The sequence below is a fragment of the Halobacillus sp. A1-3 genome (assembly GCF_050971765.1).
Classification (GTDB): Bacteria; Bacillota; Bacilli; order Bacillales; family Halobacillaceae; genus Halobacillus; species Halobacillus mangrovi_B.
Window position 1 is genome coordinate 153,303 of the sequence record NZ_JBPCEO010000005.1, and the last position, 14,370, is coordinate 167,672.

At 40.8% G+C, this 14,370-nt stretch carries 9 protein-coding genes and 1 other RNA gene; 7 read left to right on the forward strand and 3 right to left on the reverse strand.

Annotated features, from left to right (window positions below):
* Positions 1 to 6: 6 nt before the first annotated feature.
* On the forward strand, positions 7 to 2,295 hold the full coding sequence (gene rnr, locus ACRYKC_RS10750) for a ribonuclease R (RefSeq protein WP_433806733.1): 2,289 nt from the start codon (positions 7 to 9) through the stop codon (positions 2,293 to 2,295).
* Positions 2,296 to 2,327: 32 nt separating this feature from the next.
* Here the strand turns inward: rnr and ACRYKC_RS10755 are convergent, their stop codons facing one another.
* Both ACRYKC_RS10755 and ACRYKC_RS10760 read right to left on the reverse strand, forming a co-directional pair.
* Positions 2,328 to 2,747 (reverse strand): Thoeris anti-defense Tad2 family protein, encoded by a 420-nt coding sequence (locus ACRYKC_RS10755; RefSeq protein WP_433806734.1) that lies wholly within the window; start codon positions 2,745 to 2,747, stop codon positions 2,328 to 2,330.
* 113 nt (positions 2,748 to 2,860) lie between these two features.
* A complete protein-coding gene (locus ACRYKC_RS10760; RefSeq protein ID WP_433806735.1) occupies positions 2,861 to 3,730 on the reverse strand; it encodes a GNAT family N-acetyltransferase in 870 nt (289 codons plus the stop codon).
* A gap of 156 nt (positions 3,731 to 3,886) precedes the next feature.
* On the opposite strand from ACRYKC_RS10760, the gene smpB reads away from it, so the two are divergent.
* Together smpB and ssrA are read left to right on the forward strand one after the other, a co-directional pair.
* Positions 3,887 to 4,351 carry an SsrA-binding protein SmpB gene (gene smpB, locus ACRYKC_RS10765; protein WP_433806736.1) on the forward strand — a complete coding sequence of 155 codons (465 nt, stop codon included), beginning with the start codon at positions 3,887 to 3,889 and terminating at the stop codon, positions 4,349 to 4,351.
* Between the two features lie 102 nt (positions 4,352 to 4,453).
* Positions 4,454 to 4,816: a transfer-messenger RNA gene (gene ssrA / locus ACRYKC_RS10770) on the forward strand.
* A 263-nt stretch (positions 4,817 to 5,079) separates the two neighbouring features.
* On the opposite strand, the gene ACRYKC_RS10775 is transcribed toward ssrA, so the two are convergent.
* The gene (locus tag ACRYKC_RS10775; protein WP_433806737.1) at positions 5,080 to 6,546 is read right to left on the reverse strand and encodes a NarK family nitrate/nitrite MFS transporter; all 1,467 of its coding nucleotides are present in this window, start codon (positions 6,544 to 6,546) and stop codon (positions 5,080 to 5,082) included.
* Positions 6,547 to 6,915: 369 nt separating this feature from the next.
* Between ACRYKC_RS10775 and nirB (ACRYKC_RS10780) the strand changes: the two genes are divergently transcribed.
* The 4 genes from nirB (ACRYKC_RS10780) to nirD all read left to right on the forward strand — a co-directional run bounded on the left by nirB (ACRYKC_RS10780) (position 6,916) and on the right by nirD (position 14,345).
* Entirely contained in the window at positions 6,916 to 9,270 is a 2,355-nt protein-coding gene (gene nirB / locus ACRYKC_RS10780; RefSeq protein ID WP_433806738.1) for a nitrite reductase large subunit NirB, read from the forward strand.
* Between the two features lie 53 nt (positions 9,271 to 9,323).
* On the forward strand, positions 9,324 to 11,459 hold the full coding sequence (gene nasC / locus ACRYKC_RS10785) for an assimilatory nitrate reductase catalytic subunit NasC (protein ID WP_433806739.1): 2,136 nt from the start codon (positions 9,324 to 9,326) through the stop codon (positions 11,457 to 11,459).
* A 132-nt stretch (positions 11,460 to 11,591) separates the two neighbouring features.
* Positions 11,592 to 14,003, forward strand: a complete 2,412-nt coding sequence (nirB, locus tag ACRYKC_RS10790) for a nitrite reductase large subunit NirB (protein WP_433806740.1) — start codon at positions 11,592 to 11,594, stop codon at positions 14,001 to 14,003.
* A gap of 18 nt (positions 14,004 to 14,021) precedes the next feature.
* Positions 14,022 to 14,345, forward strand: a complete 324-nt coding sequence (nirD, locus tag ACRYKC_RS10795; protein ID WP_433806741.1) for a nitrite reductase small subunit NirD — start codon at positions 14,022 to 14,024, stop codon at positions 14,343 to 14,345.
* The last annotated feature ends 25 nt before the right edge of the window (positions 14,346 to 14,370 follow it).

Below are 14,370 nucleotides of genomic sequence, written 5' to 3' on the forward strand. Positions count from 1 at the left end.
AGGCATATGAGTACAGATTTGAAACAGAAAATTTTAAACTTTTTTAAAGAAACTGCATCAAAGCCATTATCCGTACAAGAATTAGAAGAAACCTTGGAACTCGATAATGCCGATGAGTTTAAGATCCTCATGAAAACTCTGAATGAATTAGAAGAAGAGGGAGAGTTAGTCCGCACAAGGAAGAACCGATTTGGACTACCAGAAAGAATGAACTTGATTCGGGGACGCATCCAAATGCACGCCAAAGGCTTTGCGTTTTTAATTCCGGACGAAGAAGGAAAGGATGACGTTTACTTACATCATTCTGATCTGAATTCGGCCATGAACAATGACAAAGTGTTAGTCCGAATCGAAAAAAGAGATGAAGAAGGTCACCGTCCTGAAGGCACAGTCATTCGTATTCTGGAACGTGCAACGACAAGGGTCGTTGGTACCTACGAATCCAGTAGAAACTTTGGTTTTGTTATAGCGGATGATAAGCGCATACCTAATGATATTTTCATCCCTAAAGGTCAGACGAACGGGGCTGTAGATGGCCATAAGGTTATCGTAAACATAACGAAATTCCCAGAAGAACGCATGAGTGCAGAAGGGGAAATTGTGGAGATTCTAGGGCACAAAAATGATCCTGGCATCGATATTATATCCATCATCTATAAACACGGTATTAAAGTGGATTTTCCTGATGAAGTACTTGAGCAAGCGGCAAATACCCCAGACCAAATCAGCGAAGATGAGATTAAGAATCGCCGTGATCTTCGGGATGAGACCATCGTTACCATCGATGGCGCTGATGCCAAAGACCTCGATGATGCAGTCACAGTGAAAAAACTTGGGAACGGCAACTATAAACTCGGTGTTCATATCGCTGATGTTTCCTATTACGTGAAAGAAAATTCTCCAATAGACAAAGAAGCCAGAGAGCGTGCAACAAGTGTTTACTTAGTGGACCGGGTCATTCCAATGATTCCCCACCGCTTATCGAACGGTATCTGTTCATTGAATCCTCAAGTTGACCGCTTGACGCTTTCTTGTGAAATGGAAATCAACAAGAGCGGTGACGTAGTAGGACACGAGATTTTCCAAAGTGTCATTAAAACGAATGAACGAATGACGTATAAAGATGTCAACAGTATTCTTGAGGATGAAGACGAAGAGCTGATGGAAAAATATAAAGAGCTTGTCCCGATGTTTCAGGAAATGGCAGGCTTGGCTCAGACGTTGCGTAATAAGCGTATGAAACGTGGGGCGATCGATTTTGACTTCAAAGAAGCTGGAGTGGTCGTTGATGAAGAAGGAAAAGCGGTCGATGTTAAGCTTCGCGAACGCTCTGTAGCGGAACGTTTAATTGAAGAATTTATGCTCGCCGCCAACGAAACGGTCGCAGAGCATTTTCATTGGATGGATGTACCTTTCATTCATCGTATCCACCAGGATCCAGATGAAGAAAAGCTGCAAAATTTCTTTGAGTTTGTTGCCAACATGGGCTATGTAGTGAAGGGTACGGCAGACAGTGTGCACCCTCAGGCTTTACAAAAAGTGCTGGAGGAAGTAAAAGATACTCAGGAAGATATGATTATCTCGAAGCTGATGCTTCGTTCCATGCAGCAGGCGAAGTATGATCCTCAAAGCCTTGGTCACTTCGGTCTTGCTACGGACTTTTATACGCACTTCACTTCGCCGATCCGCCGCTATCCAGACTTGATTGTACACCGCCTTATCCGTACGTATCTTGTTGAAGACAAGCTGGATTATAATACGCGTAAACACTGGAAGGATCAGATGCCGGAGATCGCGCGTCATTCTTCAGAAATGGAACGTGCTGCAGTAGATGCAGAACGGGAGACCGATGACCTGAAGAAGGCCGAATTCATGCAGGATAAGATCGGTGAAGAATTCGAAGGAGTCATAAGCTCCATTACAAGCTTTGGTATGTTCGTTGAGCTGCCAAATACAGTGGAAGGGCTTGTTCACGTCAGTACGCTTACTGACGACTATTACCACTTTCACGAGAAGCAGTTTGCCATGATCGGAGAACGAACAGGGAATGTCTTCCGAATCGGAGATGAAGTGACGATTCGAGTGACGAATGTCAATCTAGATGAGAGAGTTGTCGATTTTGAAATTGACGGCATGAAGCCTAGAAAAGAACGAAAACGTCCTGAACGTCCCAAGCAAATAAAAACGGACCGCTCGCCGAAGAAAAAAGAGAAGAAGAAAAACAAGCAAAAAGGAAATAAACCTTTTTATCGAAACAAAGGCGTTCCTAAAAAAGGGCGTAAGAAGAAAAAATAAAGAAAACGCGCGGATCAATTCCGCGCGTTTCTTTATGCACTAAGTGCCTTCTTCACTTGTGCTACATCCTGTTGGTTCAAAAATACTTCTGAGCGATTTATATCCACATCAACATAACAAGACCACTTATTTAACTCATCCTCATCAATTTGGGCGTTGTTTACGACAACTCCATTTTGTTCGGAACATATTTGATAAGTTACGAACAACTTATCTTTCATCAATTCGTGATCATGGCTGACGGAGACAACTGTCCAACGATCTTTATCTACTTCAATCCAGTCTTCTGCCAGTGTATCTTTAATGGTCGGCTGGTAGACTGCTGGCTCATTGTGATCAAAGTATCGAATGCGGCCTTTATCATCTTTTATAATATATCCTTCGAATGACCAGTCTTTACGTTTCAAAGCAAATCCTTTATTCAGCTTTTCAGCTGCTGTCAAAAAGTTCATAGTCACTTTTCCTTTCTTGCAATAAAGTATTACAGAGAGGATTTTATTAATTCATAAAGCCCGTGTCAATCCTTTTTTCTCCTATTATTAGAAAAAGTAAAATGTAAGCGAAATCAATGTCTATCTTTCCAAAATTCATATAGTATCCACGGGTCTTGCACTTTATACGGAGATAGATCTGGAATGTTGTTAAACCCTTGATGGGAAAAGTCAATCCAGCAGCCTACATTAGACGGGGTCTGTTTCCAGTGATCAAGCACCGTTTCAAAAAAGCCTGGTTGTTCATAATGGTCGTTCCAAAAATATTTGACGTGAGAATACTCATATTTTTTTATGTCATTTTTAATAATGACAAACCTTGTATCATCTTTGTTTTTATAGAATGTCGATTTATTAAGGTAATCATCTATAAATAAAGCAGAATCATATGGCAGAGGATAGTAACATTCGTAAGGAAATACTCCGAGTTTGTTTTGCTTTAGAGAAAGAAGTAATTCTCGTTTCTCAGTTACATCATTACTTTTCTCCCATACACTTCCCGGGGTATTTCCTGTTAGCAATTGAGGCTTGTCCAAGGTTAAATAATAGAGCACAGGACCTTGGTGAAAATATAGTTTCTCAAATACTCGGCGGGCAGGTATATTGTCAACTTGAGTATTGGCACCTACCCAGTATACTTCAGGTCGGTTTTTCAGCTGTCTTATGATAGGTTTTAGAAGCTCAGTAGCATAGCCCTTTTTCAAATTCCGACGATCACTACGTAAACGTCCAATCATGGCGAACTTGTTTCCGCCAAATAAGCTGTACCCTCCAACAGCCAGCATTTGCTTATCTTGAAAAAGACCAAAAAGTTCATGATCTTCCGATTCGATTAAACGATCGAATATCCGAATAACGTAATCATCCTCGATACCTGTATCCATAGCCTCAAGGGCAGAGCGATCATTTAAACGAAGGGGTCTTACAGCTATCGCTTGTTCCATGTCACCGATCTCCTTTGATAGACGTTTGCAAGCCTATATTCTCACATTTCCTGGTAATAAGTCTACGAATAATAATTGGGGTTAAAAGTAGCTATAGATTGGAAACGAAGGGTACTTTTGATACAATATAGGTTACGCAACAGAGGAGGAAATCGTATGCCAAGAGGACATGGAAAAACCATTGCACAAAACAAAAAAGCAAGGCATGACTTTTCCATTGAAGAGACATTCGAAGCTGGTATTGTTTTGCAAGGAACTGAAATCAAATCGATCCGTAATGGACGAATTAATCTGAAGGACAGCTTCGCACGTGTGAATAATGGAGAAGTTTTTCTGCATAACATGCATATTTCACCATATGAACAAGGGAATATCTACAATCATGATCCGACTCGTGCACGCAAGTTACTACTGCACCGCAAAGAGATCAATCAATTGATTGGTCAAACCCAGCAAAAAGGGTATTCGCTTGTACCTTTGAAAGTGTACATCAAAAATGGCGTAGCTAAAGTGTTGCTCGGTGTCGGCCGCGGTAAGAAGAAATATGATAAGCGTGAAGACCTGAAGCGTAAGCAGCAAAAACGTGAAATTGACCGAGCTATCAAAGACAGCCTGCGCTAGGATGCTGGGGCTTGAAAAAAAATATATTTCTGCTATAATATTAATTGTCGCTTAAACGTGACAAGGTAAAAGAGCTTGACTCTTTAACCTTTTAATCCTAACGGGGACGTTACGGATTCGACGGGGATAGGTCGAGCTCGGGTTGCGAGTCGAGGTGACGTCTCGTAAAACGTCATTTGCCTAAATATAACTGGCGAATCTAACGAAAACCTAGCTGTAGCTGCGTAAGTAGTCTATAGCTGATCCTTCCTGGTATCGCCCATGTGCTAGATGAAGGGTCTCAAACTGAAGTGGGCTACGCGTTTTTCCACCGCCTGAGGAAAAACGAAGAGAACAATCAGGCTAGCTTCTCGGAAGCCTGTCGGTAGGTCGAAGAGAAAGCGAAATATAATATACCGACTACGCTTGTAGAAGCCCGAGTGCCGATATCTCCGGACGTGGGTTCGACTCCCACCGTCTCCACCAATACATATATTGGTGGTTTTTTATGTTCATTTTTAATAAGTTATACTTTGTCTATCTTGGGTGGGATTAGATCACGCCGCTCTTACGGAAAAGAGATCTTCCTGATAAAAATATGAAGCTGAGCCTCCTATAGGGGTGGCTCAGCTTTTTTGTTTTAATCCTTGTAGATATTATGAAAGCAATATCCAAAGTAAGTTTTTTTAATTTTTGGTAAATAAGTAAGTTATTGGATTAATTAAGTTAACAGGACAACATTCTCGACTTTATATAGCAACTTCCTCTTTAGATTTACCAGATTTCTCAACTTTACTATTCTCTTTGCTCATTTCTTTAGAAGCACCTGGTTCCTCTAAGAACCAGCAGGCGAGAAAACAGAAAAAAGCCGAGCCTGCGATAAACATGAAAAAGAGGGAAGGGTTTAAAAACCCGAGAACTGCAAGAAATAAGACTGCTCCGACATTTCCATAAGCCCCAACCATACCTGCTACCTGACCGGTTACTCTTTTCTTTACGAGTGGAACCATTGAAAATACGGCTCCTTCCCCTGCTTGTACAAAGAAGGAACAGGTCATTGTTAATGCAATAGCTGCAAATATTGGCCAGCTGGCCTCGATTTGAGCCATGCCAATATAGGCTCCAGATAAACAAACTAAAAGGATCAAGAGAGTTTTCTTGCGGCCAAATTTATCACTCAACCATCCGCCTCCAGGTCGTGCAACGAGGTTCATGAAAGCAAAGGAACTCGCGACCATTCCTGCCTGGGCAATACTCATACTGAAGGTCTCTTCGAAAAACATCGGTAGCATCGAAATTACGGCTAATTCAGACCCGAACGTAATGGCATAGGCGAAATCCAATACCGCTACTTGTTTGAATGAATATTGCTCTTCTTTTGGTACACCAGCCTTTAAATGCTTGCGGTTAACACTCCAGATTTTGTAGACGTTATACAAATAAGTAAGTGCGAGAATGATGTATATAATTCCAGCGGCTGTTGTTGGAATAAGGGATGTAAGGCTTAACTGCCAAGTGATTAACGCAAGAGCCGCATATAAAGGAATGGACATAAGGATAAGCCCGAACATGCTTCTGTAACTTGTGACTTCCATGGCACCATTTCGTTTTGGACGTAGGAATTGCTTTCCAGGAGGTGTATTTTCTACAGATCTATAATAGAAAATGGCATACACAATACATAAGACACCTGTTAAAGCTATAGCGTAACGCCATCCGTTCTCTCCTCCAATCAAAAGTGCGATTGATGGGAGGGTGAACGCAGCTGCCGCTGACCCAAAATTTCCCCAGCCCCCGTATACCCCTTCAGCAAGTCCTAGTTGGCGAGGAGGAAACCACTCCGATACCATCCGAATTCCAATTACAAATCCTGCTCCAACAACAGAAAGAAAGGCACGCGCAATAAACAGCTGCCAAAATGAATCTGCGAGTGCGAACCAAAAGCAAGGAATACTGATGATTAATAATAAAATGGTGTATACGTTTTTTGGACCAAACCGATCAACTAACATACCGATCACAATCCTTGCTGGGATTGTGAGGGCTACATTAATCGAAAGTAATATACCGATTTCTTCTGTTGTCAGTTGCAGCGAATCACGGATTGTTGAAACGAATGGTGCCATGTTAAACCATACAAAGAAACTCAAAAAGAATGCGAACGTCGTCATAAACAAAATCTTCTTATTACCTTTGTACATTTTTTCTTCTCCCATAACCAAGCCTCCATCATAGTAATAGCTTGATTATTTCAAACATTAAAACTTTGTCACGTGTTATGTAAGATTTTATAACATTGCCATTATTCTGTACGTAAATCATTTTAAAGGTTTCATTGCTCTTTTTTCTAATGCCCTCTTTATCGTACAGTGGGGTTATTTAACACTCTAAAAACTATGAACAGATGGAGAAAGTTTAACAATTAAGAGTAAAATGAAGTCTTCAAGTAAGAGTAACTTGTTAGTTTTTCTTACACAACATATGACACATGAATATAGCCATGCTAATCTTTATATTAAATTTAAAAAATTCTGAAATCATCTTGTGCTATAAATATTGTTTTTGATTATATGGAGGTTTAATTTATGGAAAATCTTAAACTGGTTCTAATCGGAAATGGTATGGCAGGTGTCCGATGTATAGAAAACATAGTGAAAGAAGATCCTGCAGCTTTTGATATCACTATTTTTGGAAGTGAACCTTATGGGAATTACAGTCGTATAATGCTCTCATCAATCTTACAAGGAGACACTACGTATGAAGAGATTATGCTTAATCCAATTGACTGGTACGAAGAGAACGGCATTGATCTTTTTACAGGCGAAAGCGTCATCTTTATTGATAAGGAGAAGAAAACAATAGAGACAGATAAAGGGAGGAAAGTACCTTATGACAAACTAATTATCGCCACTGGGTCTTGCCCGTTTATTCTACCGCTAAAAGGAGCAGATAAAGAAGGAGTGTTTTCCTTCCGTACAATAGAAGATTGTCGGCGCATGACTGAAGCAGCAAACTCTTATAAAAAAGCTGTAGTCATTGGTGGAGGAGTGTTAGGGCTTGAAGCTGCCAGGGGACTATTAAATCTAGGGATGGAAGTGCATGTGGTTCATCGATCCCAATACATAATGCAAAGACAGTTGGATGAACCGGCCTCACTGATGCTGCAAAAAGAATTAGAAAGTCAAGGGATGAACTTTCTCCTTAATAAAGATTCAGAGGAAATCGTTGGAGAGGCACGTGTAGAAAAAATCCGGTTTAAAGATGGAACCGAAATAACGACAGACTTAGTCGTAATGGCCGTAGGGATTAATCCAAATGTTCAATTGGCAAAAAGGAGCGGCATAAAAACAAACCGCGGCATTATTGTTGATGGTTATCTTGAAACCAATTGTTCTGATATTTACGCTCTCGGAGAGTGTGCCGAATACGAAGGGATGACTTATGGTTTAGTAAAGCCTCTATATGAACAGGGAGAAGTGCTGGCCAGACATTTATGTAAGCCTCCCAGCCTTCCTTATCAGGGGTCTATCCTGTCTACACAATTGAAGATTTCTGGCGTTGATGTATTTTCAGTTGGTCAATTTTCACAAGATGACACAACCCAAGTCATCCAATATCAAAACGAGATTGAAGGAGTCTATAAAAAAGTAGTGTTTCGAGGATCTAAAGTTGTGGGGGCTGTCTTATTCGGAGATACGCGTGAAGGCTCAAAATTAGTGGATACGATTGTGAAAGAGAAGGTCATAGCTGATAAGGACAAAGCTTCCTTGTTGGAATCAGCAAATCCTGCAAATTCTCATGTGGCAAACTTACCTGTAACAGAGCAAGTCTGCGCTTGTAATGCTGTATCTAAAGAGGTAATCATCAAAGCTGTTCAAGAAAATAATTTGAAGACAGTTGAAGAAGTGAAAAGTTGTACAAAAGCTTCCGCTTCCTGTGGTGGATGTAAGCCCTCAGTAGTTGAACTCTTAACCTATATTCAAAGTGATGATTTTAATGACGAAGTCCAGATGGATTCTTTATGCTCCTGTACCTCGCTAACTGAAGATGAAGTGGTAGAGAAAATACAATTGAAAGCTTTGGGGAGTCTTGAGGAAATATTGATTCAACTGAATTGGTCAACTGAAAAAGGATGCACCAAATGTCGTGCATCCTTACTTTATTATTTAGAAATGATCCATCCATGGTTTGAAAATAGTGAAGAAACTTTATATGTAAATGACCGAATGAATGCTACTTTCCAGAGCAACGGTACTTACACCATCGTTCCACAAATCCATGGAGGAAGACCGGATATCGATCAACTGAAGAAAATCACATATGTAGCTGAAACGTATCCATCCATTGAGATAGTGGTTGCCAGTGATCAGCGCATCCAATTATCTGGAGTAAGAAAGGATCAGCTAAATAATGTATGGACAGATTTAGATATGCCGTTGTATACCCGTGAATTCAATAAAGTTGCGCCAATTCAAACGAGTGACGGAGTAGGTTTGTGTAATTGTGTTGATTACAAATTTTTAGATTTAGTGAAAGGTCTAGAACAAAAAACTGGTCTTTTAAAAACTCCTTTCAGGATAACAGTAGGTGTCTCTTGCTGCTTTCATGACGGAGCAGACGCTGCACACAAAGATCTTGGAGCAATAAGAGTAGCGGAAAAGTGGGAGATTTATGTAGGAGGTAGCGTAGGCAAAGAGGTTAGACAAGGTCGTTTACTGTGTGTAGTTGGAACGAATGAGGAAGCGCAGGAATTTATGCTTAGTTTCATTCAGTATTATCGTGAGTCGGCCCGTTACATGGAGCGTTCCTGGCAATGGATTGAACGAGCCGGACTTGTCCATATAAGAGAAGTATTATTCAATGAAGAAATTCGAACTGAGTTACTGATAAGGATGGATAAAGACAGAACTCAAAAAAATAGGTCCTTAGTAAAGATGTGACGTGAATTAAAATGCATTGATAAAAACTTTTGCGCTTTAAAGGAGAAGATAATGTGACCCAGTTAATGCTCAAGTATTTTCGTGATCAACAGAAGAAGCTAGATGCAGAAAACACGTATGATACCCAGTGTCCCTTTTGCAGCATGCAATGCAAAATGCAATTAATAGAACAGAAAGGTGTGGGCAGGAAAACTTATAAAGCGGTCGGCAAAGACAATCCCACCTCACAAGGACGTCTCTGTATTAAAGGAATGAATGCACACCAGCACGCGCTGCACAGAGAGCGTATCACGCAGCCAATGTTGAAGGAGAATGGAGAGTTCAAGCCTATTTCATGGGCAGAGGCGTTAAATTGTATCCGATCTAAATTCAATGGAATACAAGAGTCAGACGGTTTTAATGCTGTTTCCGTGTACGGCAGTGCCTCGCTTACCAATGAAGAGGCCTACCTATTAGGGAAGTTTGCTCGTGTAGCTTTAAGAACGAAGCACATAGATTACAATGGTCGCTTATGTATGGCGTCAGCCGCAACTGCGGCAAATCAAACGTTCGGCATGGATCGGGGGTTCGCGAACTCTTTGAAGGAAATCCCTCATACGCGTTGTATCATTTTAGCTGGTACAAACATAGCAGAATGCCAGCCTACTATCATGCCTTACTTTGAAAAAGCGAAAGAAAATGGGGCTTATATTATTGCGATCGATCCACGCGAAACACCCACTACTAAAATTGCCGACTTGCATTTGAAAATTCAACCAGGATCAGATGCCGCTCTCGCCAATGGCCTCCTTAAAATCATTATTGAGAATCATTTAATAGATAGAGAATTTATTAAACAACGTGTAAGTGGATTTGATGATGTTGCTCGCCACCTTTCTGCTATTAGCTTAGAGGATGTGACAGAATACACTGGAATTTCAAAAGAAGATCTGTATCAGGCTGCCAGAACTTTTGGCCAAGAAGAGTCAGGGATGATATTTACGGCTAGAGGAATCGAGCAGCAAACGGACGGAACGGCTGCGGTGCGTGGTTTTTTAAACATTCTTTTGGCTACAGGAAAGATAGGAAAGCCTTATTCAGGATATGGAGCTGTTACTGGTCAGGGAAATGGGCAAGGAGCAAGGGAACATGGTCAGAAGGCTGATCAACTTCCAGGTTATCGCTCGATTGAAAATAAAGAAGACCGCAAGTATGTGGCAGAGGTATGGGGGATCAATGAAAATGACCTGCCTGGTAAAGGAGTCTCTGCCTATGAAATGTTCGAAAAGATGAACGAGGGAACTATAACTGCCATGTTCCTAATGTGTTCTAATCCTGTTGCTTCAAATCCTAATGCGAATTTTGTAAAGAGGGCAATAAAGAAACTTAAGTTCTTTGTAGCTGTCGATCTATTTATTTCTGAGTCAGCTGAATTGGCTGATTTAATACTTCCTGCGTCCTCTTATTTAGAGGACCAGGGGACAATGACTAATATTGAAGGCCGGGTGACGTTGAGGGAGGCAAGTCGACCTGTCCCGGGAAAGGTGAAGCATGATTGGCAAATCATTTGTGACATTGCGAAGGTGCTTGGCAAAGAGGAATATTTCTCTTTTGCTAATGCGGAAGAGATCTTTAATGAGTTAAGGTTGGCAAGTAAAGGAGGCATTGCAGACTATTATGGGATCACATATAACAAATTAAGAAATCTAAACGGCGTTTTATGGCCTTGTCCTGATTTAGAACATGAGGGAACGGAAAGATTGTTCCAACATTCATTTGCTCATGCAGATGGGAAAGCCAAAATGAAAATTATATCTAATAAAGCTCAAGTTCATAAAGATGAAGTAAGTGACATGTTTCCGCTCATATTAACCACTGGGCGAGTAATGTCACATTATCTAACAGGAGAACAGACGAGGAGAAGTTCGTCTTTGGCAGCGAGGGAGATAGAATCATGTATGGAGATTCACCCTGCAACAGGAGAAAGATATGGGGTGAAAGACATGACGCTCGTTAAGGTTGAATCATCACAAGGGCAAATGGTTGTCAGAAGCAAATGGAGCAACAAAGTTAGTAAGGGGACCGTATTTGTCCCTTTCCATTGGGGTGGTAAACAGAATGTCAATCAACTCATCTCTGATAAATTGGATCCAGATTGCCGTATGCCAGGCTTCAAAGTGGTTGCTGTGAAGATAAGTCCTTATATGTAAAAAAGCTTTCTAAAATAATGTGTCAGGTTTTCTGACATAAGAATTGAATGACTTAATAACTGACCATACAATGAATAGTAATAATTGAAATTATTCAAAAAATTAACACTATTTATCTGGAGGTTCTGCTACATGGCAAAGCAAAAACTAGTTCTTATTGGGAATGGTATGGCAGGAATAAGGGCGGTTGAGGAAGTTCTTAAGTTATCACCAGAAAAATTTGAAATTACTGTGTTCGGAAGTGAACCCTATCCAAATTACAATCGAATTGAATTATCTAAAGTTTTGCAGGGAGATACAAAAATTGATGATATCACACTAAACAACTGGCAATGGTACGAAGAAAACGATATCCTGCTCTATCCCGGAGAGACCGTAACTGTCATTGATAAAGATAGACAACGCATCTATACAGATAAGGATCGTCAAGTTGATTTCGATAAGTTAATCATAGCTACAGGATCTGTCCCATTTATGCTTCCGCTCCCTGGGGCAGACAAAGATGGGGTTACAGCGTTTCGGGACATTAAAGATTGTGAAAACATGATGGATTGTGCGAAGGAATATAAAAAAGCTGTGGTGATCGGCGGAGGGCTGTTAGGCTTGGAAGCGGCTCGTGGATTATTGAACCTTGGTATGAAGGTAGACGTTGTACATATAGCTGATTATTTGATGGAAAGACAACTTGATAAAACAGCAGGCAAAATGCTTCAAAGGGAGCTTGAAGATCAAGGGATGAATTTCCTACTAAAGAAGCAGTCAGCTGAAATTACAGGCCAGGAACGCGTGGAAGGACTCAAATTTAAAGATGGAGAAGAAATCGAAGCAGATTTGGTTGTAATGGCTGTCGGCATTAGACCCAACATCAGCTTAGCCAAAGAAAGTGGGATTCCTGTCAACCGTGGAATCATTGTCAATGATTATTTAGAAACCCAGGTTCCTAATATCTTTGCTGTTGGGGAGTGTGCAGAGCATAGAGAGATGGTCTATGGATTGGTGGCGCCATTGTATCAGCAAGGGAAAGAAATGGCACTCAAGATTTGCGAGTTAGAAGGAGAAGGTTACGAAGGCTCCGTCTTATCAACTCAATTGAAAGTATCAGGAGTGGATGTATTTTCTACCGGAAAAATCAATGAAGATGAGGGAACGAAATCAATTAAAGTGTTTGACGATTGGAAAGGTATTTATAAGAAAGTCCTTATTGATGATGGGAAAATTACAGGAGCTGTTCTATTTGGTGATACCAAGGATGGCAATCGTCTCTTATCTCTTATCAATAAAGGTGCTGCAATTGAAGAATACACAGATACTGACGATGCTGACGCAGCAGGAACGAATTTGGTTGCGGAAATGCCAGATGAAGAGATTATATGTGGATGTAATGGAGTGACAAAAGAAACCATTGTTGAATCCATAAACAGTCAAGGACTCTCAACTCTAGAACAAGTTAAAGGCTGTACAAATGCCTCTAGATCTTGCGGAGGATGTAAATCTTTAGTATCGGAACTCTTAGAACATACCCTGGGAGATGAATTTGATCAAAACCATAAAGAGTCAATTTGTGCTTGTACGACTCTTTCAAAAGAGGAAGTAGTCGAAGAAATTAAAGCAAAAGGACTAACTCACACAAAAGAAGTTATGAATGTTCTTGGTTGGGAGTCAGAAGAAGGATGTTCCAAGTGTAAACCTGCTTTGAACTATTACCTTGGCATGCTTAATCCTAAAGAATATCAAGATGAAAAACAATCCCGTTTTGTAAACGAACGTTTGCACGCGAACATCCAAAAGGACGGTACTTATTCAGTTGTACCTCGCATGTACGGAGGAGTAACCAATTCGAATGATTTAAGAAAGATAGCCGATGTGGCAGATAAATATAAAGTGAAATTAATCAAAGTCACGGGAGGTCAACGTTTGGATCTGCTTGGGGTACAAAAAGAAGACTTGCCACACATTTGGTCTGAATTGGACATGCCTTCCGGGTCTGCTTATGCAAAAGGATTGCGAACAGTGAAAACATGCGTTGGAGCTGACTTTTGTCGATTTGGAACTCAGGATTCTATCGGGCTGGGAGTTCGCTTGGAAAAGAAATTCGAAGGTCTAAATACCCCTCACAAAGTAAAAATGAGTGTATCTGCCTGCCCTAGAAACTGCGCAGAGGGGTCGGTCAAAGATATAGGTGTTGTCGGGCTGGATGGGGAGTTTGAAATCTATGTTGGCGGGAATGGCGGCACGCATATGAGGAAAGCAGAATTGTTATGTAAAGTGAAAACAGAGGAGGAAGTTATAGACACTTCAGCGGCGTTTTTACAATATTACAGGGAGGATGCTACTTATTTAGAGCGAACATCAGCATGGGTGGAAAGAGTCGGGCTTGATCAGATCAAATCGGTCTTATCTGATAAGAAAACGTTCATCGATTTAAACCATAGAATGAATGAAGCTTTATCTGTTCTTAAGGATCCATGGAAGGAAGCGTTGGAAGATCAGAACATACTAAAAAATCTCTATCAAAATGTAAAAGTACCTTCAGGTTCTCACTAATCTAGAGGAGTGGTGTCGATGGAAACAATGCTAAATGAAGTCTTTGTTGCAAAAGTAGAAGATTTGCCTGAAAAGATTGGGAAGACCACAGTAGTTGGCGATCTTGAGCTCGCTATATTCAAATTGGATAATGGTAAGGTTCATGTGATAGAAAATCGCTGTCCTCACAAAGGTGGTGTTTTAGCTGAAGGGTTGGTTAGCGGCGAGCATGTTTTCTGCCCGATGCATGATTGGAAGATTAGCGTCAAGGATGGGAAGGTTCAGGAACCAGATGTGGGTTGTGTTCAAACGTTTGAGGTGGCTATAAAGAACGAGGAAGTATATGTCCTATTGCCCGAGTAGTAGAAGATTGTCAGCTTACTTAGTG

Bases quoted from the DNA above. Each gene is read 5' to 3' on its own strand.
- ACRYKC_RS10775 (WP_433806737.1), bottom strand. From the start codon at position 6,546: ATGGGAGAAGAAAAAATGTACAAAGGTAATAAGAAGATTTTGTTTATG.
- ACRYKC_RS10755 (WP_433806734.1), bottom strand. From the start codon at position 2,747: ATGAACTTTTTGACAGCAGCTGAAAAGCTGAATAAAGGATTTGCTTTG.
- nirB (WP_433806740.1), top strand. From the start codon at position 11,592: ATGGCAAAGCAAAAACTAGTTCTTATTGGGAATGGTATGGCAGGAATA.
- smpB (WP_433806736.1), top strand. From the start codon at position 3,887: ATGCCAAGAGGACATGGAAAAACCATTGCACAAAACAAAAAAGCAAGG.
- nirB (WP_433806738.1), top strand. From the start codon at position 6,916: ATGGAAAATCTTAAACTGGTTCTAATCGGAAATGGTATGGCAGGTGTC.
- nirD (WP_433806741.1), top strand. From the start codon at position 14,022: ATGGAAACAATGCTAAATGAAGTCTTTGTTGCAAAAGTAGAAGATTTG.
- rnr (WP_433806733.1), top strand. From the start codon at position 7: ATGAGTACAGATTTGAAACAGAAAATTTTAAACTTTTTTAAAGAAACT.
- ACRYKC_RS10760 (WP_433806735.1), bottom strand. From the start codon at position 3,730: ATGGAACAAGCGATAGCTGTAAGACCCCTTCGTTTAAATGATCGCTCT.